Below are 19,786 nucleotides of genomic sequence, written 5' to 3'. Positions count from 1 at the left end.
TACCCAGTAATCTCTTCAGGCTTGAATTTTTAAATTTTATAACCATCAATTCTATTTAAAGACCTGCGGAATGTGGGATACAAATCAGCTCTGGGACGGCGATTTTCCCGACACACTAAAACGCTATATTGACTATCAATATTGTTTTCAAGAATTGGCATTTTTTGACCGCGCCGCAATAAATCTATTTCTATTAAATGAGTGCGACTACTTAAAATTTCTTCTCGCTTTTCTTCGTACATTTGCCGCCCTTTACCTGTTCGCTTCTTCGTAGGCGAGAGAATTTCAATTACTGTTATCAATTCTTTTTCCCCCCTTTCTCTAATTTCTAAATAAGCTTCTCGAAGCGTGTAAGGTATGGGAAGAGTTACTGTTAATGGTTGTGTAGGCGGTGCTGCAACTGCTACGTTTGATTCTGTTGTTTCTGTTGCAGTTTGTGGCTGCATTACAGTTACGTCGGGAATGCCAATGACTGATAAATCGTCGTCAGCCGTTTCATAGATTCTCACTTCCAACGAGACTAAATACTTAGGACGCAGTTGGGGAGACAAAAATCTAAAAATTTCACTAATTAACAAGTGGTGTAGGGCAGGCCAGAGTTCGGGATGCTCTAAATACGGGTCCATACCGGGGAAGGGAGATGGCATTGATTTGACTCCTTGACTCAAGTCTATTTATAGTTTAACAATACTTTTCTGACGCGAATGGCTTGCCAACAGGTTTTAGGGCATAGCTTTGCATGTGGCTGATGATGGCTGAAGGCTCGATCGACCTTTTGCAATAATAGGTTCGATCGCACATCTTGCACTTATTGCCCGATTCCGTCGGGCGTTTAAACCGCTGCCGGAATATGGCAACAAATGCAAGATATCAGTTCGATCGCATTAACTTTCGATCGACAATTGCATCGGAATTGGAACGCTGTTTTCATCTAAGACAGACAGCGCATTTACGAAAACAATTGTATGCGGGACTGCAGGCATTAAGCGGCGCAGTGCTTTTAGGTAAGATTCGGCATCGGGGCGGCGGCTGAAACGGGCGACTGTTAAGCGCTGACAGTTGGGGAGGTGGCGAATTATGCACCAAGGTTGAAGTCGATCGCGATATGTCGGTTGTTTTGGTATCATAGGAAAATCCTTCCCACTTTTGTGGGTGGTAAATGAAAGGCGATCGCTCTAGATTTCTCAGGTCAGGGGGCGATCGCTGTTAACTATCTTTATTAAAAGATATGAGCATAGCTGCTGTCAAGCATAAATGGGATTAATTCGGTTGCGGGTTCGAGAACTCGCTGAGGAAAAGGGTTGGACGCTGAAAGAAGTCTCTGACAGAACGGGCATTCCCTACAGCACGGTTAAAAAATACGCCCAAGCCCCCAAAATGGCAACGGTGGACTATACGGCTTTGCAGAAACTTGCTGAAGTCTTCGATGTGATGGTGGAAGACTTGGTTGAGGTTTTGGAACGGTAAACTGATTTTTCAGCGGGAAAATGGGGTTAATTCGGTTGCGAGTTCGAGAACTAGCTGAGGAGAAGGGTTGGACGCTTAAAGAAGTTTCTGAGCGATCGGGCATTCCTTACAGTACGGTTAGAAGCTATGCCCATTCTCCCAAGCTGGCAACGGTAGATTACACAGCTTTAAACAAAATGGCTCGCGTGTTTGATATTGCGATCGAAGATTTAGTTGAGATTTTGGAAGAGTAGGCTGATTTATCGTTGAAAATATGGGACGAATTAAGCTGCGAGTTCGAGAATTTGCTCAAGAGAAGGGTTGGACTCTGAGGGAAGTCTCCAACAGAACAGGTATTCCATACACAACGATCGCCACCTATGCCAATTCTCAAGGTATGGCTACCGTTGACTACACAGCTTTGGACAAGATGGCCCGTGCGTTCGATATTGCGATCGAAGATTTAGTTGAGATTTTGGAACAGTAAACTGATTAGTTCGCGATCGCACGGGTGGTCAGAAACCGGGTTTTTTCGAGAAGAGTTCGTTACAGTCCGCAAATTCGGTAAAAACCCGGTTTCTTTGTCGGAGTGTGTCTAGGACTGACTAATATCATGTCCGGTCAATTACCGCGATCGAGAATGTTTGTATTGAGCACTCTGGAATTATATGATTTGTCGCTCTCGCTCAACAGAAAATTGACGCAAAATCAGGCGTGATCGAACGCAAATTTTACTTGACTTTTGTGCGAACTTGACATATTATTAAATCATGGGAATCTGTGCTGCCATATAAACTAAAAAAAATAAAGCCCTCAGCGCTTGAGCGCAACAACAAACCCGATTAGTAGGGTGCATCGCCGTCTAGAATCTAGAAATAAAAGTAACAATCTCGCTTCGATCGATCTAGCTGTAGCCGTAGGTTGAGTTGAGGAAGGAAACCCAACAGCCAAAAACCTTGTTATTGTTACGCAAGTTCGATGAAAAGCGTGGGCGCTCAGCGAAAGTGCAAACCCCAACAGAGATTGTGTCAAAATAATCTTAATCTGCACCCCCCTACGGACAAGCTATGATTCCCCCTGGTAAAATCCTCCGCAACCGATATCAAATAATCAAAGACTTGGGAGGCGGCGGCTTTGGCGACACCTACCTAGCTAAGGATTTAGACTTACCCGGAAAACCCCACTGTGTCGTCAAACACCTGAAACCGAAAGACAATCGTCCCGATGTTTTGAGGTTAGCCCGACGCTTGTTCGATACTGAAGCAGAAGTTTTACATAAATTAGGCAATCAATCTCCGCAAATTCCGAGTCTGTTTGCTCACTTTGAAGAAAATGGCGAATTTTATCTGGTTCAGGAATTCATAGACGGACACGATTTAAATACGGAGATTTTTCCTGGCAACAAGTTAAGCGAATCCTCCGTTATTACCTTATTAAAAAATATCTTAGAAGTTTTAGCTGTCGCCCACGAACACCAGCCAAATGCTGTGATTCACCGAGATATTAAACCAGCTAACTTAATGCGCCGCCGCCAAGATGGTAAAATAATGTTGATTGACTTTGGGGCAGTGAGGGAAATCAATCAATTAATTGTAAATGTTAATGGAGATATAACTACAACAATTGCGATCGGCACTCCCGGCTATGCGCCCAGCGAACAAGCTAAAGGTAGACCAAAATTGTGCAGCGATGTCTATGCTGTGGGGATGCTGGGAATTCAAGCTTTAACAGGAATTCCGCCGCACCAATTGCAGGAATATCCGAGTACCGGGGAAGTAATTTGGCGGCATTTGGTGCCAAGAATCAATCCGAAATTTGCTGATGTTTTAGAAAAAATGGTGCGCGACCATTTCAGTCAGCGCTATCAGAATGCTGGGGAAGCTTTGCAAGCACTTTTCTCTTTGTCGCTGCCTTCCCCACCGCCACCAAGGCTAATACCACCGCCTCCCCCACCAATCATTTCAACTAATACGACAAGGCGAGGTTTTTTACAATTAGTGGGTTTGGCTGGGGGAGGGTTTGCATTAGCCTTGGTGGGTCAAAATTTGTTGAACAACAAATCTTCTTCATCTTCACGTCCATCGCCACAACCATCGGCAAATTCTTTTTTAAAAACTTTTAATTTTGAAACAGTAACAGTCAACTCAAGGGGGCAAATTGCCAACCGCGGTAAAGGACAAGCACGGGTTTTTATAGAAAATATTGGTAAGGGTATTACTTTAGATATGGTTGCAATTCCTGGAGGCAGTTTCGTGATGGGTTCTCCCGCTACTGAAAAATGGCGAACTAACGATGAAGGGCAGCAGCAAACTGTGAAGATTGCTCCTTTTTTTATGGGTAAATATGAAGTTACTCAAGCACAATACCAAGCGGTGATGGGAAATAACCCTTCTAATTTTAAAGGTGCGAAACGTCCTGTAGAAAATGTTAACTGGAATGAGGCTGTGGAATTTTGCCGGAAACTTTCTGAAAAAACAGGCAAGAGTTATCGCTTACCTTCGGAAGCCGAATGGGAATATGCTTGTCGTGCCGGAACTACAACGCCTTTCTATTTTGGCGACACGATTAGGCCGGATTTAGTTAATTATGATGGCAATAACCCCTACCGTTATGCGCCGAAGGGACTTAACCGCCAACAAACAACGGATGTGGGGAGTTTTCCACCGAATCCGTTTGGTTTATACGATATGCACGGGAATGTTGAAGAATGGTGCAGCGATAAATGGCAATATAGCTATTTCATACGTGGCGGTTCCTGGCGCGACGATGCGGTCGATTGCCGCAGTGCCAATCGTGCCTGGTTTTCGGCGGACTTTCGCCACAGGACCATCGGTTTTCGCGTAGCTCTGGTTTCCGCGTAGTCTCCGGTTTTTGGTTCTGTGCTGTAGTCTCCCGCGAGGACTCTGCTCTTTTGCTCTTTTGCTCTTTTCTCTTTTTCCTCTTTACCCTTTTGCGCGCGTCAGCGTGCTTTAAAATTTTTTTTGGGAAATGGGAGGTAATATTATCTTTGAAAACACCGCGGTTGAAACCGCGTCTACACAAACAAAACCCGACGAAAGCGGGTTAAGATGCAGTCCCAATAACGTCGGAGGTTCAGAAACCGGGTTTTTTCGAGCAGATTCGCCGCAGCGCAAAGACTCCGAAAAAACCCGGTTTCTCTGACGAAGCGCATGAGTTGCGATCGCACTCAATTCGATCGCCCATTCTAAAAATCGCCAAAATCTTCAATTCCGGCACGAATTGCCAAAAGTGCGTGAAGCGTAGCTATCCCGTAGGGAATCGACCCTGCCAGTCTTGATGAAAACCCGCTAGTTGATGCTAAAAATTGGGCGATCGCCCTTATCAGAGCCTCAATTTCTTTTTCTAAGTTTTCCTGCAACTTCTGTTCGACTTCTAATTCAATTTGCGATCGAAGTTTTGCCTCAATTTCTCGTTCTAATTTTTGACGTAAATTCTCCGACTGTGCTTTTTCCCTTTGTTGTTGTTTCTCCTGCTCTCTTTCAACTCTTTTCTTAATTTCTTCCTCAGCGATGCGAATATTTTCGGCAATTGGCAAACCATCTCCAGTCACGAGAGGAGGCATTTCTTGGTATTTCAAACTCGGATGATGAAATAATGCCCGAATAGCTTCCATATCGTCCCGGTGTGTTAGCACATATTTCCTGAGTTCAGGAACGCTCATTTCTTTAAAATTAGGTTTCATCTAAAAAACTCCAGTTGCCTGATGGGAAGACCATGATTTGCAATTCGTCGCTTACAAAAATGTAAACCTCGCGACTTTCTGGGTCAAAGCGGAATAGCTGAATATCCTTATAGTAGTTAGAGAACATCTGGCAAACGCGCAGACAGGCTTGGGCTTGTTCGTCAGTGGGATTAATCGTTCGTTCCTCAATTGTGGCACAAACTTTAGAATATAATGGAATTCTCCCATTTGTACTGCTAATTCCAAGCAACCTATCCTAACCAGCAATATGGAATAGTCGATTACGCAACCTCTTCTAATTCAGGAACATATTTAGCTAAACCTCTGTTTCTTCAGATTGTGTGCTGAATTCTTTAATAATTTGGCGAATCTCCCCTACTTCAATATCTTGCTGGTCAGACTTTGAGTAAATATCTAATAAAACAATCAATTCGGGCGATAAAATCCAGTAAATCAGGCGATAACCGCCACTTTTACCTTTTTGAATATTGCTATTCTTAAGCCGCACTTTCATAACGATAGAGCCAATACCAGGGATTTGATATCCAAGAAATGCTCCTAATTGCAACTGCTCAAGGATAGGATGAAGATCGGCTTGGACTTGGCGATATTTCTTTGCTAGGGTTCTCAGTTTGCGCTGAAACTCAGGGGTTAACCGAATTTCTACCAAAGGCGTGTCAGTCAACGTCGATGCCCTCCCAAAGTTCAGAAAGGGGTAGAGTTTGTCCGGTTACAGCTTGTCGCCAGGAGGTGCGAAAGCTTTCTCCTGAAAAATCTGTGTCTGCTTCGGGCGTGATTTGGTTTTCTAGAGAATGGGTTTGTTGAATGATTGTGGATAGTGTTTTTAGGAGTTCAAGCTGCTCTGTGAATGAAAGTGACCGAGCCAGATTGATAGTTTGTTGAAGTTGCGATGTCATGGTGTATCCTCCATCTTTAATTTTTCATTTTGCATTTTTAAGCGTGAGCAACCATTCCAACATACTGAAAATCTCAGAAGTGACTAAACGTTACTCTAAGTTTATCAAAATTCCGAAAAAAAGGGAGAAATTCTCACTCTCCCCTCCTCCTCTGCGCCTTTACGATTCCTTCTCTACCTCATCTCATATCCAAACAAATTTGGATCGACTTCTCCCAAATTCAAATCGGCCAAACCATACTCAGCCCAACGCCTTTCTACCATCGCCGCCACATCCGGATCGGACTCCAAAACTTCCCCCCATTCGTGATCGGTTTCCGGCGGCATCTTCGTAGTAGCATCAATCCCCATTCTGCCTCCCAAACCAATCTTTTCACTGGCAAAATCTAACGTATCAAAAGGCGTATTTGGCAGAATAAATACATCCCGAACTGGATCGACTTTAGAACTAATTGCCCACACCACTTGACGCGGGTCGCGAATGTTGATACTTTTATCGACAACAATCACAAACTTAGTGTAAGTAAACTGCGGTAATGCACTCCAAAATGCTAAAGCAGCCCTGCGCGCTTGACCGGGATATGCTTTATCAATGGAGATAATTGCGGCTTTATAACTAAGCGCTTCCATCGGTAAGAAGAAATCGACAATTTCCGATACTTGCTGCCGCAAAATAGGGGTATAAATACGGTTAAGCGCGATCGCCATCATTGCTTCTTCTTTCGGCGGCCGCCCGCTAAATGTGGTCAGATAAATCGGGTCTTTGCGGTGCGTCATGCAGTGGAACCGCACCAACGGCGAATCTTCCACGCCGCCGTAATAACCCATGTGATCGCCGAAGGGCCCGTCGGGCAGAACTTCACCGGGGGTAATCGTTCCTTCTAACACAATTTCCGAGTCCGCCGGTACTTCCAAATCTACCGTTTTGCACTTCGCCAATTGCACGCCGGAACCGCCGTAAAGTCCGGCAAATAACCATTCCGATAAATCTACAGGAATTGGGGTTGCTGCGGCGAGAATAATCAGGGGATCGACTCCAAGGGCGATCGCAACTTCCAACTTTTTACCAGCCTGCGCCGCTTTCCGCAAGTGCCGCGCCCCGCCCCGCACCGATAACCAGTGTACAGTCATCGTGTTTTTTGACTGCAGCTGCAACCGATAAACCCCCACATTCGGCGTACCCGTTTCGCAATCTTTGGTAATTACCAAACCCAGGGTGATAATTTTGCCCGCATCTCCCGGATAAGGGCGAATCATCGGGATTTTGTTCAAATCCAGCCCTTCTCCCTCAAGTACCACTTGCTGACAAGCTGGGAAAAAGTCGCGGCCGGGTTTGGCTTTCACTACGTCGAACAGCACTTTGCCGAATTCTATGGCTTGGGAAATCTTTTTCGGCGGTTTTGGCTGTTGCAGCATTCCCAGTTTTTTGCCGAGCTCTTCTAGTTCGATCGGCTTTTCCATGTTCATCGCCCAGCAAACGCGCTCTTCCGTGCCCAATAGGTTGATTGCGACGGGGAATTCGGCCCCTTTGACGTTTTCAAACAGCAGTCCAGGGCCGCCTTTTTGCAGCATTTGGTTGGAAATTTCGGCAATTTCGAGGTCGGAATCGACTAAAGCGCTAATCCGGCGCAGTTGTCCGCGTTCTTCGAGTAGTTTTAGGAATCCCCGCAAGTCTCTAGCCATTTTTTTTAAGAATTGTTAACGTTCTTTTGTTATTATGAGCCGATCGACTGCCACAAGTTACTCCTGAACCGCTTAAAGAATATCTATTTAACGAACCGCGAAGACGCAAAGGGCGCGTTCGGCGAAGCCGTTCCCGTTCCCCGCAGGGGTTCGGTGAAGGGTAGGGTAGGAAGAGGAAGAAGAAGATAGGTAATACCTTGTTGGGTTCGGGAGTAGGCTGCATAATGGGTTAATGAAATGTCCTCGATGCGAATCTGACCAAGTTCGTAAAAACGGCCGTCCCAACGGTCGCCAGCGGTATCTTTGCAAAGCTTGCCGCAAACAATTTTTTGATCCCGCCGGCCCGCAGTCTTTAAGTCGCCAATGCACGGAAACACGGTTAAGCGAAGCTATCCCGCATGAAATCGCCCCTGCAACCACCACAGAGTCAGGCGGGATTGCGATTTTGCTGTTAGATGCCGAAAATCTGAAACTTAAGCTTAATACAGAACAATTTTTAGCGGGTTTGTGCGACTATCCCCTGCAAGTTAAAATTGCTTTTGCTAACTGGAAAAATCCGAGTACGGGGAAGTTGGATGCTGAACTTTACGAGCGCGGTTATGAACTGATTCACGTTCCGGGCGGTGCTAATAGTGCTGATGGTAAAATGATTGCTTTTGGCGCTGCTATTTTATATCGATATCGGGATGTGCGACAAGTTTTTGTCTGTTCTTCGGATGGTCTGTTAAATCATCTTTGCAATCAATTGCAAAATCAGGGATTGACTGTGTTTCGGGTGCGTCGGCAAAATTCGGTTTTGTCTGTTGAAAATCCTCTGACTGGTGATACTCATCACTATTCTTGCGAAAGGGAAGAGGAAATCCCTAGTTTTGAGGAATTGGCTAATCAAGTTGCAGAGTTGTTGAAGGCTGAACACAAATCTATTGAGGAGCGAATCGCTCGTTTTTCTAGTGTTGCTGAGCTTTTTCAAGAGCGCCGGACTGTTGCTTTCAATTCTACAACTTCCCCAGCAGCACTGTCGCAGTCTGCCCAAAACGAAGTTACTCCGGTGTCTGAAGGATCTTTGGCTTCTGTTGCTGTCAATCAAAATTTGCAAGAAATAATTCCAGCTATCAATTCAAATCCTATTGAGTCGCTGGATGTTTTAAAAAATATACTTGTGGAAATAATTGAAACTGCAAAATTTGAGTTAAAAGAGGATTCTATTCCTGTGGCAATAATTAAGAAATATTTTTTTGCAAAATATCAGTTTCATGCTGATTTTATTGTCAAACAATTGTTGGGGAAGAGTTCCAGTCTAATCAAATTATTCCAGTCAGAATCGGCGGATTTTAAAATAAAATTAATCGGTAGCGAACATCAAGTGACAATCATGCCAAAGATTGAAAGTTCAGAAGAATAAGAATTATCAATTGGCGATCGCACAGTCAGCTCCCTGATGTATTTAAGAAATCACGTCTCCGAGTCTTCGGTATGAAAATTTAATCTATTATTAACCAAAATTTAAAACAAGCTTATTCTTTTATTATTTAATCTATTATTAACCAAAATTTAAAACAAGCTTATTCTTTTATATCCCTTTCCTTTGGGATTTCAGTCTATCCTATGGAGGAGATTGGCAAAGTCGGCTATTAAGGGAGAGGAGGAATATGATTTTTTTCACAGCACGTTGGCGACGTGCCTTTATACTTACGTTAGCGGTAGCAGCATTTTCGCTCTCGTTGATTACTTCTGCTGTAGCTGCGGTAACACTAAACGGTACGGGAGCAACTTTCCCTAAACCTCTTTACGATCGCTACTTCTCTCAGATGAGAAGTGCAAATCAAATTACTGTAAACTACCAAGGAACTGGTAGCGGTGCTGGCATCAAAGCATTAATTACAGGGACTGTTGATTTCGCAGGCAGCGACGCGCTGATGACTGCTGCACAAATCGCTGAGGTAAAGCGCGGCGTTATGGCGATTCCGACTGCTGGCGGTGCTGTTGCAGTTGTCTACAACTTGCCCGGAGTGACCAATCTGAGGCTAAATAAGGATGCCATGAACGGCATCTTTGAAGGCAAGATTACTCGCTGGAATGATGCGAAAATAGCCGGAATTTCTGGACAAGCTAAAAACTTGCCAAATACTCCCATTCGAGTAGCTGTACGCGCAGATAGCAGCGGTACAACCTTTATTTTTGCTAACCACTTGCAGGCAACTGGTAGCACCATCAAAGCTGCCGCTCAGCCGAGTTGGCCAGGAAGCCCTGTCAGTGGTCCAGGAAACCCCGGGGTAGCTGCTTTGGTGAAGAATACAGCGGGTGCGATCGGCTACGTTCAAGATACTTATGCTCGGCAAAATAATCTCCAAACAGCGTTTATTCAAAATAAAGCAGGTCGGTTTGTAGATCCTAGTTTGGCTGAAGCAGAGAAAGCTTTAGCAGGGGAAACATTCCCAGCAGACTTCCGCTTAGTAGAAGGCAATCCTAACGACGGTTATCCGATTGTTGGTTTGACTTGGCTGTTAATCTACAAACAGTATCCTGCTGCGAAAGCAGATGCTATTAAAAAGATGGTTAATTGGGTGATGACTACCGGTCAAGGTATCAACAAACAGCTAGAGTTTACTCAAATTCCTTCAGCTACCGCTCAAAAGGTGATTCAAACAGTTAATCAGAGTGTAGTTGCAAAAGGTTAATTGGGGCTTTTCAGAGTTAGGGATTTTGAGTTAAATGTATGGCTCAGAACTCATATTTTGTATAGCAATATTCCTGATGTATGAGTGCCAATAAATCTGCGTTTTTCGCGCAGTCCGGCAGGGATTTAAATCCCTGCCTCATAGCGAAAGTCCTCTGAAGAGGACTAGGAATAATGACTGAGGTAACAAGTTCGGCAGAGATTTAATCTCTACCTTATACCGAAAGTCCTCAAGTCCTCGCGAAGGAGAAGTGGTAATAATAGACTATCCATAAAGTGGGTTTTTACCCAGATTTATTTGGGAATTCCAACAGTCTTCTTGAAAGGACTTTCGCTTTGATGCGGGGGTTTAAACCCCCGCCCGACTAGGGGAATACGAGATGATCCTGCTGCCGGATAGCAGGATAAATGCGTACCCTACAAGCTTGTCTTTCGAGCCAATATTTCACTTTTTACGCAATAACTCGGCTATGACCAATTTTTCCAAAAAACCGAAAAGCTCAACTCGGAAACCGACAGAAATAAACACAGAAGTAGATTTGACAGATACTACTGGTGAAGGTCTATGGATGGAGTCAGGATTTACACTATTTGTATGGGGTTTTGCCCTAGCGACAGCGGGTACGCTGTTTTGGATGAGTGCGGTAATTTTTAAAGATGCTTGGCCAGCTATTAGCCATTTTGGACTCTCCTTCTTGTGGAATCCCAAGTGGGATATCGGCGAGTTGCAGTTTGGGGCTTTGCCATTTATTTACGGTACTGTAATTAGTTCTGCGATCGGCATAATCATCGCACTTCCTTTAGGGCTGTCAGTAGCTATAGTTACCAGCGAGAACTTCTTACCCGTTTGGGTGCGATCGCCCTTGGGATTCATGGTTGAATTAATCTCGGCTATTCCCAGCGTGATAGTTGGCCTGTGGGGAATCTTTGTTTTGATTCCCTTCTTGTTGCCATTACAGCAGTCATTGTTCGATAATTTCAGTTGGTTTCCCCTGTTCAGCAGCGAACCTTTAGGCCCCGGAATGCTGCCGGCCGGAATACTGTTATCAATTATGATTTTGCCCACAGTAGCCGCCATCAGCCGCGATGTCTTGCTGTCGGTTCCAGTAGATTTGCGAAGTGCTTCCATGTCCCTCGGCGCCACCCGCTGGGAAACAATATTTAAGCTGTTATTACCCGCAGCTAGTTCAGGAATTATCGGCGCCACCATATTAGCATTGGGACGCGCATTAGGCGAAACAATGGCCGTCACAATGGTAATTGGCAACTCGATTCAAATTAACCCATCCCTGCTCGCTCCCAGCTACTCAATTCCTGCTGTTTTGGCAAGTCAATTTCGCGAAGCTATCGAACCGCTGCACACCGGCGCTTTGATGTATTTAGCCTTAATTTTATTTGTCATCACTTTGTTGGTAAATGCGATCGCAGTATTGTTAGTTCAGCTAATTGGCGCCAACAAAGCTAAAACTTAACATCATCGAAAGCAATTTGGTCACAAGCCCCGCCGCCGGATTTATATCAAATCCGCCCTTCATCGGAATTATTCATTTCTCTGTTCTCTTCCTCTGCGTTCTCTGCGTACTCTGCGGTTTAATCATTCCAATGCAACCGGAATTAATATTCTCCGTTGGTTCCATCTAAAATTTCAAATCTAAAATCCGATGACTCAAGCCCAAAAATTAGACAGTATTCTGGATGCAGAAATCAACAACCCCCTGTCCCTAAGCCGAACTCTTTTCAGCCGGGGAATGACAGTTATCGCTTTCGCTTTGACAGCTCTGGCCCTGCTCCCTTTGTTTGCTATCTTATACAAAATTTTGGGGGAAGGACTCACACATTTGAGCTGGGAAGTGCTAGTATCTCTACCAGCACCCGTCGGAGTTGAAGACCAGCCCAACGGCTTTGCAAATGCGATTCTCGGCACAGCTTTAATGGTAGGAATTGCTACATTAATCAGCGTACCCATAGGCGTAATGACGGGAATATTTTTGTCTGAGTTTGGTAGAGAAAACAAAGCGATAACCAATAGTATTCGCTTTATTACCGTCATTCTCAGCAGCGTTCCCTCGATCGTAGTTGGCGTCTTTGCCTACGCCCTAATTGTTGTTACAACCAAAGCCTTTTCATCATTAGCAGGCGGTTTTGCCCTCGGCATTATCATGCTTCCAGTTGTTGCTCTGACAACAGAACAAGCATTAAAATTAGTGCCTACTTCTTACCGCCTCGCTTCTGCTGGTTTGGGAGGCGGACGCTTTCAAACGATGTTTCGCATTATCATACCCTCAGCACTGCCAACTATTACCACAGGTATTTTACTCGCTGCTTCCCGGGCCGCCGGCGAAACCGCCCCGTTGATTGTAACGGCTTTGTCGAGTCAATTTTGGCCTCCTTTCGTTGATAAGTTGGGCGAGATAATGCAGTCCCCCATAGGTGCAGAAACTATCTCAAAACTCAAAGAAATTCCCGAAACACTGCTGACTCCGACTCCTTCTATGTCGGTATTAATATATAGCTACGCCAGCTCTCCTTACAAGGAGCAGAACGAATTGGCGTGGACTGCTGCCTCTGTCCTTTTGGGCATGGTTTTGATTGCTAGCGTCGCATCCCGTACCGTAACTCGGAAACGATTACAAAATCGATAAATCAATAACTCAAGTTCATCTCTCAGTCAAATATTAACAATATAACCAGGCAAATAATGAAACCTAAAGCTAACTTGAAAGCCGAAAACTATACAGATGAATTCCTAGACGAGGCTACCCCGGAAATTGACCCCAATGCAATGCCAGCACTGCGGGTTCAGGACTTGAGTTTTTATTACGGAACTCACAAAGTCTTAGAAAATTTATCGATGAATATCCCTCACCCGCAAATTACGGCTATTATTGGCCCTTCAGGTTGTGGCAAATCTACCTTTCTCAAAGCTCTCAACCGGATTGGTGAATTGGAGGGAAAGGTTCAAATTAAAGGAAGAGTAGAGTTTTTTGGACAGGATATTTACAGCCCGAAAGTAAACATTAATAGTTTGCGTAGGCAAATTGGGATGGTGTTTCAAAGACCAAATCCTTTTCCGCTGAGCATTTACGATAATATTGCTTACGGCGTGAGAATTTTTGGTCGCAAAAGCAAAGCAGAATTAGATGAAATTGTGGAATCTGCACTTAAAAGTGCGGCGCTTTGGAATGAAGTCAAAGACGATTTGAAGAAATCGGCTCAGGGGATTTCGGGGGGACAGCAGCAGCGACTTTGTATTGCTCGCGCTTTGGCTGTGAAGCCAAAAATTTTGCTAATGGATGAACCTTGTTCTGCTCTAGATCCGATTTCAACGATGAAGATTGAGGAGTTGTTTCAGACTCTGCGCCAGCAGTTAACTGTTGTGATTGTGACGCACAATATGCAGCAGGCTGCTCGTGTTTCTGATTACACGGCCTTTTTTAATACTGATGAAAGTCGCATCGGCCGCATGGTTGAATTTGGCCCGACAAGTAAGATTTTTACTTCTGCGGGCAATGCGAGTACGAGAGATTACATTCAAGGCCGTTTCGGTTAATACTTACCAAAAAATTGGGTCTAAAGCCCCGTCCTTCTAGGACGACTTTTTATTCTGGGTCGTGATAATATTGTAATGTGTCTAGGGTATTCAACCACATTAAAAACCCAGTCGCCTGAAGGCAACGCACCTTGAAAACTGAAGTTATGGGCTTGGGCGCAGAAAAGCTTGCGCGGGTAAAAACTTCGAGCAACAAGTACCAGAGAAACCAGTATTTTGGGTTTTGAATTGTACCGTGGGGCACACGGGAACCAGACTATGCAATGAGTCGAAAGCTTGAGGACAGAACCATCTCTGGTAAGTACAGGAAGCTGTACTTATTAAGTGGACTGAATGATACAAGAATCTCTGCCCTTCTAGGGCGGAGAGTTGTCAAATCTTGAACCTCTTTCAGAACAGGCAAGATGCCTGTTCCACAACAGACAAATATTTTGTGGAGCAAGCATCTTGGCTGCTATAGTTATGTCTTCAGAACAGGCACGATGCCTGTTCCACAACTGATCAACATTTTTGTGAAGCTGGCATTTTGCCTGCTATATTTATGTCTTCACCACTTCTTAAGCGAGAGTTAGGTGTTTTCGGCGCAACTCTCATGGGCTTGGGCTCAATCCTCGGTACTGGAGTATTTGTGAGTATCGGCATTGCTGCGGAAGTTGCTGGGCCGGGAGTGATTTTGGCTGTCGGTATTGCGGCTTTAGTGGCTGTTTGCAATGGTCTTAACAGCGCTCAATTAGCGGCTAATCATCCTGTTAGCGGCGGTACTTATGAATATGGCTACAAATATCTCAATCCTTGGCTGGGTTTCACTGCCGGCTGGATGTTTCTGTTGGCGAAAACGGCTTCTGCTGCTACTGCTGCTTTAGGTTTTGCGGGGTATTTTTTAAATGCAGTTGGTGTAGCCGATCGCACTTACCTGATCCTAACAGCTTTAGGATCCCTCGCCGCCATCACTTTAATTGTATTGACGGGAATTAGGCGATCGAATATTGCCAATACTGCCATAGTCTCAGTTACACTTTTATCCTTAGCGGTGTTTGTTGCTGTCGGTTTGCCAGAGGTAAGGTGGGAAATTGCCACCGTACAGAATGATAGCTCGATCGGCTCCATCTTCCAGGCCACCGCCCTGATGTTTGTCGCTTATAGCGGTTACGCCCGCATTACCACAATGAGCGAGGAAGTGCGGGAACCGAGGGAAACCATTCCCAAAGCCATAATTTTCACTTTGGTGCTGACAATGCTGCTTTACGTTGGGGTAGCAGTAGTTGTCGCAGGTGCGGGGGGAGCCGATAAATTGTCTTTACAAATAGGCGGTACGGCCGCACCTTTGGAAGTCATCGCCCGCAGTTTCGGAATTCCGGGAGTTTCTCAACTGCTAGCCGTCGGCGCAATTACCGCTATGTTGGGAGTCTTGCTGAACTTAATTTTAGGGCTCTCGCGCATCTGGCTGGCGATGGGGCGGCGCTTGGATATGCCGAGAGTCTTGGCGCGGCTGAATCCTTCGGGGACAACTCCCTACGTTGCTGTGGTGGTTGTCGAAGTTACGATCGCACTTTTAATCCTCGTCGGCGATGTCAAAACCACTTGGTCATTTAGCGCTTTTAGCGTTTTGATCTACTACGCTATCACCAACCTCGCCGCGCTGCAACTTTCCCCCGCCGAAAGGCTTTATCCGCAGTGGTTGGCTTGGGTGGGTTTGGGGAATTGTCTGTTTCTGGCTTTTTGGGTGGAGAGGGAAATTTGGCTGACAGGATTGGCATTAATTGCCGCCGGTTTAATTTGGCGGGCGATCGTCCGACTCCCGGCGAGAAACTAGAAGTGTGATAAATTGAAACAGCATCCCGCATTGTAGAGGGCCATGCCCGATCGAACTCCCGAGCTTGCGACTCAAGAATCTCTCGCATTCAGCGCCATCAGTCGCTATATAGCTCAAACCCTAATTACCATTCAGGAACAGCATCCCGAATGGATAGCTGAAAAATACAGGAAAACCCCCTGGGCCAAACCTGATTTTCAGTCAGTTTTGATTGGAAAATTGACAAAAAGTTTCACAGTAGCCAGCGATACAGATTCCCTGCTGCTGACTGCGAAAAAATACCTACAAATTCTGCTGATTCCAGAATTCGTTAATTCACCTCAATTCAGCAAATTATCTGCCAAAATTCAGCAGCTAGCCCAATCGGAAACAGCACCCGCTAAATCACAAAACTCAGTTTCCTCAAAGCCTCCCACTCCCACCACCAATCAAACAAATTCGCTTCCTATCGGCATTGCTATCTTGCTGCTAGATGTCGAAAACTTGCAACTCACCATCGAAACCGAAAAATTCCTAGAGGGAATTTGCCACTATCCCATCCAAATCAAAGTTGCCTTTGCCAACTGGCGCAGCATGGGCAAGAAAGATGCCGAATTTCACCAGCGCGGCTATCAACTAATTCACGTCCCCCCCGGCAAAGACAGCGCCGACTTAAAAATGGCTACAGTCGGCGCATCGATTTTCGTACATTATCCCACAGCCAAAGAGATTTTTGTCTGTTCGTCCGATCGCGCCCTCACTCACCTCAGCAACACACTGCAAGCCCACGGACTAACCGTATTTCAAGTCCGCAAACAAATAGATAAAATCATAGTTTTAAACAGCAAAACCGGACAAGTGGAAACCCATTCTCTCGTAACTATACCGGAAATTACACCGCTCGAACAATTAGTTATTCAACTAAAAGAATTAATCAAAAAAGAGCAAAAACGCACCTCAACTCAGTGGATAAAACTTTCTACTGTTTCAGCTTTATTTAAGGAAAATTACGGTTTAGTCCTCAATCAAGTTGTTGCCCATCATTTGCTCGGCACTAAAACCAGGGATATCTTTCTCAAATATCCCACCAATTTTGTCCTCCACAAACCCTCAGAAACTTCTCAAACTTATGTCACTCTTTTTGAAGTCAAACTGTCGCCCCCACCCCCAATACTTAACCAAGAAATTCTGAATAACCACCAGCCAGCACCTGCAACTTTGACAGATATTAATTCTCTGGAAGACTTGGAAAGAGCTCTTGTCAAAATTGTTGGCGACTTAACCGACAACTCTCCTGAAAATTCTGTATTTCTCTCCAATGTAGGCAGCGAATTTCACCGACAATACGGCAAACAAATTACCCAAATAATTAAAGATTTTAATCTCGGTAGGAAATTTACTAAATTTTTGCAATCCTGCGCTTCTCTCCAGCTAAAAAAAGCCGAAAAAGGCTGGCAAGTTTCCCTCAATTAATTAAAAATTAAAATATATAGCCTTTCTCAGTAACATGAGGTGTTCTTGGGCATTGACCAAACAGGGCATTGGCCAAACAGGAAGAGTACCTTACTTTCCTGAGAACCCCTATGTAAACGTCCCATTACAACTCACATCTTGCACCATTCTCAGGAACAGGCTGTCCGGCCTGTTCCACAAAGAGTGAATTTTCTTCTGGAACAGGCCGAAAAGCCTGTTCATATCGTTTCCGGTTGCATCGGAATGATTTAACCGCAGAGGGCGCAGAGAACGCAGAGGGAGAGAATACAGAGATGAATAATTCCGATGCTACCGGATTTGATATCATACAAAGCTTATTGAGAATGGTGCAACATCTCTCATTACAAGCAACTTGAGTTATCATACAATCTGGACGTAAAGAAATGTAAAGGGATATGCACGACAAAGTTGTGGTTGTGGTGGGTGCGACTGGCGGCATCGGTTCAGCGGTGGCCCGGAAACTCGCTGATGCGGGTGCGAGGCTAGTGCTCGCTGCCAGAGACAGCAGTAAGTTAGACGCTTTAGCTAGCGAACTTTCAACAACAGAGGTACTGTGCGTGCCCACAGATATCACCGATTTGCCACAAGTCGAGACGCTGATGCAAAAAGCGGCGGGGCATTTCGGACAAATTGATGCCCTCATAAACGCCGCTGGTGCCGGAATTCTCAAGCAGTGGAACAAGTTAGAACCCGCTGATTTAGATGCAATGCTTGACTTGAACTTAAAAGGCAGTTTTTATACGTCTCAAGCAGCCGCGAATGTGATGAAAGAGCGCAAATCCGGCCACATTTGCAATGTCATCGGGATTTTGGGCAAGCATTCGATGGCGATGGGAACGGCTTATTGCGCTTCAAAGTTTGGGGTAGTTGGTTTCAGCAAGTGCATGGCAGATGAGCTGCGACGCTACGGCATTAAGTTTACGCTATTCTATTTTGGCGGGGTGGATTCTCCGTTTTGGGATAATGTGAGTTTGAAGGTAGACAGGTCAAAAATGCTGAGTACCGAAACTGCCGCAAATGCGATTATTTTTGCTCTTTCGGCTGACCCGCAAGCTGTGCCGATGGAGATTAATATTCAGCCGGAAAGTCATTTGTTCTTTTAGCGATTGAGGAGTGATTTGAAGGCATTCGGGATTCGGCAACAGAAGCTAAAAATCCGAAAAATCATGACATTTTTACGTTTGAGAACTTGCGGAGCACCTAATTATGTAAGGTGCGCCCATCAGCAGCTTACTGCTATAATGCGCGCGTCTATCGCAGACACCGAGTTTATTGTAAGTGCCGACGTATTTATGCCTTGAGAGGGAGTTAGGATATTCAATTTTGAGGTTATTATTAAGCCGACGCCTAAAAAAATATGAAAAATATTCTTTCCTTAATCCCACCCTTGCAGTTGTGCACTGATAACAACAGGATTTTCCATTTTTCAGTTTCCATTTTCAATTATTGATTATGGAGTTCGATCGCATTCACTTCTACGTTGAAAATGCTAAAATATCCTGCGACTGGTTTGTCAGCCAGTTAGGCTTTCAATCAATAGCAGGTTATGCCAACAGCCACACTCACACTGAAGTTGTCAGCAGCGGCAATGTATGTTTTGTTTTATCTTCGCCCCTGACACCCGCTAGTCCCGCTGCTAGTTGGTTGAAGTTTCATCCTCCAGGGATTGCCGATGTGGGTTTTAGGGTAAAAAATATCGAATTAGCGGTAGCTAGAGCGGCTGCGGCAGGCGCTAAAATCCTGGAACCGATTCAAGAAGACCTAAACCCAGGAGGGTATTTTAAGCGGGCAAAAATCGCGGGCTGGGGAGATTTAAGCCATACGCTCGTGGAGCGAATTGGCAGCCATTCACTGCTATCGGCTTCGGATAAGCTGCCGTTGTTTACCCGGATTGACCACGTAGTGTTAAATGTTGAATCAGGGGATTTATCAAGTGCTGTTAGTTGGTATCAAAAAATATTAGGTTTTCAACCGCAGCAAAATTTTGACATTCAGACGGAGAAATCGGCTTTGCGGAGCCAAGTTATGGTGCAGGCTGAAGGTGGGGTGCAATTCCCGATTAATGAACCGGCATCAGCTAATTCTCAAATTCAAGAGTTTTTGAGCGCAAATCGGGGGCCGGGAATTCAGCACATGGCTTTGCAAACTAATAATATTGTGGGGGTTGTTGCTGATTTGCGATCGTGCGGTTTGCCTTTTCTGCCGGTTCCTCCAACATACTACTCCGAATTGCAGCAGCGGCAAAACTATTTGCCCGCAGATTGGCAAGCAATTGCAGCTTGTCAAGTTTTGGCAGATTGGCAAGAAGATACTCCCGCAGCGATGCTGCTGCAAATATTTACCCAGCCAATTTTTGCAGAACCGACTTTCTTTTTCGAGATTATTGAGCGCCGAGTTAGTTTAGTTAACGGCAAACAGGTGCAAGCTGGAGGTTTTGGGGCGGGTAATTTTCGAGCTTTGTTTGAGGCCATTGAACGCGAACAAATGAAGAGGGGAAGTTTGATAGATGATTGATAAAGCTTCCA

The 19,786-nt window shown here is 45.0% G+C and carries 20 protein-coding genes; 13 read left to right on the top strand and 7 right to left on the bottom strand.

All coding sequences use genetic code 11. The features are described 5' to 3' along the window. Positions 1 to 29: 29 nt before the first annotated feature. Together QUB08_RS19410 and QUB08_RS19405 are read right to left on the bottom strand one after the other, a co-directional pair. Complete coding sequence (locus tag QUB08_RS19410) at positions 30 to 647, bottom strand: DUF4058 family protein (protein WP_333226229.1); 618 nt, start codon at positions 645 to 647, stop codon at positions 30 to 32. Positions 648 to 884: 237 nt separating this feature from the next. Further along, positions 885 to 1,127 (bottom strand): hypothetical protein, encoded by a 243-nt coding sequence (locus QUB08_RS19405; protein ID WP_172192513.1) that lies wholly within the window; start codon positions 1,125 to 1,127, stop codon positions 885 to 887. Between the two features lie 127 nt (positions 1,128 to 1,254). Here QUB08_RS19405 and QUB08_RS19400 point away from each other — a divergent pair, with 127 nt between their 5' ends. The 4 genes from QUB08_RS19400 (at position 1,255) to QUB08_RS19385 (ending at position 4,307) form a co-directional block, all read left to right on the top strand. Beyond that, complete coding sequence (locus QUB08_RS19400; protein ID WP_194063647.1) at positions 1,255 to 1,467, top strand: helix-turn-helix domain-containing protein; 213 nt, start codon at positions 1,255 to 1,257, stop codon at positions 1,465 to 1,467. 20 nt (positions 1,468 to 1,487) lie between these two features. After that, on the top strand, positions 1,488 to 1,700 hold the full coding sequence (locus QUB08_RS19395) for a helix-turn-helix domain-containing protein (RefSeq protein WP_006635455.1): 213 nt from the start codon (positions 1,488 to 1,490) through the stop codon (positions 1,698 to 1,700). A 20-nt stretch (positions 1,701 to 1,720) separates the two neighbouring features. Next, the gene (locus QUB08_RS19390) at positions 1,721 to 1,933 is read left to right on the top strand and encodes a helix-turn-helix transcriptional regulator (protein WP_333226228.1); all 213 of its coding nucleotides are present in this window, start codon (positions 1,721 to 1,723) and stop codon (positions 1,931 to 1,933) included. Positions 1,934 to 2,513: 580 nt separating this feature from the next. Further along, positions 2,514 to 4,307, top strand: coding sequence for a bifunctional serine/threonine-protein kinase/formylglycine-generating enzyme family protein (locus tag QUB08_RS19385; RefSeq protein ID WP_333226227.1), 1,794 nt, complete (start codon positions 2,514 to 2,516; stop codon positions 4,305 to 4,307). A 344-nt stretch (positions 4,308 to 4,651) separates the two neighbouring features. On the opposite strand, the gene QUB08_RS19380 is transcribed toward QUB08_RS19385, so the two are convergent. The 5 genes from QUB08_RS19380 to QUB08_RS19360 all read right to left on the bottom strand — a co-directional run bounded on the left by QUB08_RS19380 (position 4,652) and on the right by QUB08_RS19360 (position 7,748). Further along, the gene (locus QUB08_RS19380; protein ID WP_333226226.1) at positions 4,652 to 5,149 is read right to left on the bottom strand and encodes a DUF6887 family protein; all 498 of its coding nucleotides are present in this window, start codon (positions 5,147 to 5,149) and stop codon (positions 4,652 to 4,654) included. Then, on the bottom strand, positions 5,139 to 5,399 hold the full coding sequence (locus tag QUB08_RS19375; RefSeq protein ID WP_333226225.1) for a DUF6888 family protein: 261 nt from the start codon (positions 5,397 to 5,399) through the stop codon (positions 5,139 to 5,141). The genes QUB08_RS19380 and QUB08_RS19375 overlap by 11 nt, the downstream gene beginning before the upstream one ends. 66 nt (positions 5,400 to 5,465) lie before the next feature. Next, positions 5,466 to 5,834: a type II toxin-antitoxin system RelE/ParE family toxin gene (locus QUB08_RS19370; RefSeq protein ID WP_333226224.1), complete on the bottom strand. Its 369-nt coding sequence runs from the start codon at positions 5,832 to 5,834 to the stop codon at positions 5,466 to 5,468. Continuing rightward, on the bottom strand, positions 5,827 to 6,066 hold the full coding sequence (locus QUB08_RS19365) for a hypothetical protein (protein ID WP_333026686.1): 240 nt from the start codon (positions 6,064 to 6,066) through the stop codon (positions 5,827 to 5,829). Before QUB08_RS19365 ends, QUB08_RS19370 begins: the two co-directional genes overlap by 8 nt. A 173-nt stretch (positions 6,067 to 6,239) precedes the next feature. Then, positions 6,240 to 7,748 (bottom strand): UbiD family decarboxylase, encoded by a 1,509-nt coding sequence (locus tag QUB08_RS19360; protein ID WP_333226223.1) that lies wholly within the window; start codon positions 7,746 to 7,748, stop codon positions 6,240 to 6,242. A 232-nt stretch (positions 7,749 to 7,980) separates the two neighbouring features. On the opposite strand from QUB08_RS19360, the gene QUB08_RS19355 reads away from it, so the two are divergent. From QUB08_RS19355 to hppD, 9 genes are all read left to right on the top strand, one after another. Then, positions 7,981 to 9,150: an IS1/IS1595 family N-terminal zinc-binding domain-containing protein gene (locus tag QUB08_RS19355; RefSeq protein ID WP_333226222.1), complete on the top strand. Its 1,170-nt coding sequence runs from the start codon at positions 7,981 to 7,983 to the stop codon at positions 9,148 to 9,150. 247 nt (positions 9,151 to 9,397) lie between these two features. Continuing rightward, complete coding sequence (gene pstS / locus QUB08_RS19350; RefSeq protein ID WP_333226221.1) at positions 9,398 to 10,426, top strand: phosphate ABC transporter substrate-binding protein PstS; 1,029 nt, start codon at positions 9,398 to 9,400, stop codon at positions 10,424 to 10,426. A 469-nt stretch (positions 10,427 to 10,895) separates the two neighbouring features. Then, entirely contained in the window at positions 10,896 to 11,897 is a 1,002-nt protein-coding gene (gene pstC / locus QUB08_RS19345; RefSeq protein WP_333226220.1) for a phosphate ABC transporter permease subunit PstC, read from the top strand. A gap of 189 nt (positions 11,898 to 12,086) precedes the next feature. After that, positions 12,087 to 13,067, top strand: coding sequence for a phosphate ABC transporter permease PstA (gene pstA / locus QUB08_RS19340; protein ID WP_333226219.1), 981 nt, complete (start codon positions 12,087 to 12,089; stop codon positions 13,065 to 13,067). A 56-nt stretch (positions 13,068 to 13,123) separates the two neighbouring features. Beyond that, positions 13,124 to 13,975: a phosphate ABC transporter ATP-binding protein PstB gene (gene pstB / locus QUB08_RS19335; RefSeq protein WP_333226218.1), complete on the top strand. Its 852-nt coding sequence runs from the start codon at positions 13,124 to 13,126 to the stop codon at positions 13,973 to 13,975. 541 nt (positions 13,976 to 14,516) lie between these two features. After that, complete coding sequence (locus QUB08_RS19330) at positions 14,517 to 15,788, top strand: APC family permease (RefSeq protein WP_333226217.1); 1,272 nt, start codon at positions 14,517 to 14,519, stop codon at positions 15,786 to 15,788. A 42-nt stretch (positions 15,789 to 15,830) separates the two neighbouring features. Beyond that, positions 15,831 to 17,240 carry an NYN domain-containing protein gene (locus QUB08_RS19325; RefSeq protein WP_333226216.1) on the top strand — a complete coding sequence of 470 codons (1,410 nt, stop codon included), beginning with the start codon at positions 15,831 to 15,833 and terminating at the stop codon, positions 17,238 to 17,240. A gap of 416 nt (positions 17,241 to 17,656) precedes the next feature. Beyond that, positions 17,657 to 18,364 carry an SDR family oxidoreductase gene (locus QUB08_RS19320; protein WP_333226215.1) on the top strand — a complete coding sequence of 236 codons (708 nt, stop codon included), beginning with the start codon at positions 17,657 to 17,659 and terminating at the stop codon, positions 18,362 to 18,364. Positions 18,365 to 18,713: 349 nt separating this feature from the next. Further along, complete coding sequence (gene hppD, locus QUB08_RS19315) at positions 18,714 to 19,775, top strand: 4-hydroxyphenylpyruvate dioxygenase (RefSeq protein ID WP_333226214.1); 1,062 nt, start codon at positions 18,714 to 18,716, stop codon at positions 19,773 to 19,775. The last annotated feature ends 11 nt before the right edge of the window (positions 19,776 to 19,786 follow it).

Origin of the sequence: Microcoleus sp. BR0-C5, from assembly GCF_036705045.1 — a bacterium.
Classification (GTDB): domain Bacteria; phylum Cyanobacteriota; class Cyanobacteriia; order Cyanobacteriales; family Microcoleaceae; genus Microcoleus.
Note: the sequence above shows the minus strand (reverse complement) of the source record. Positions and strands in the feature narration are given on the sequence as shown.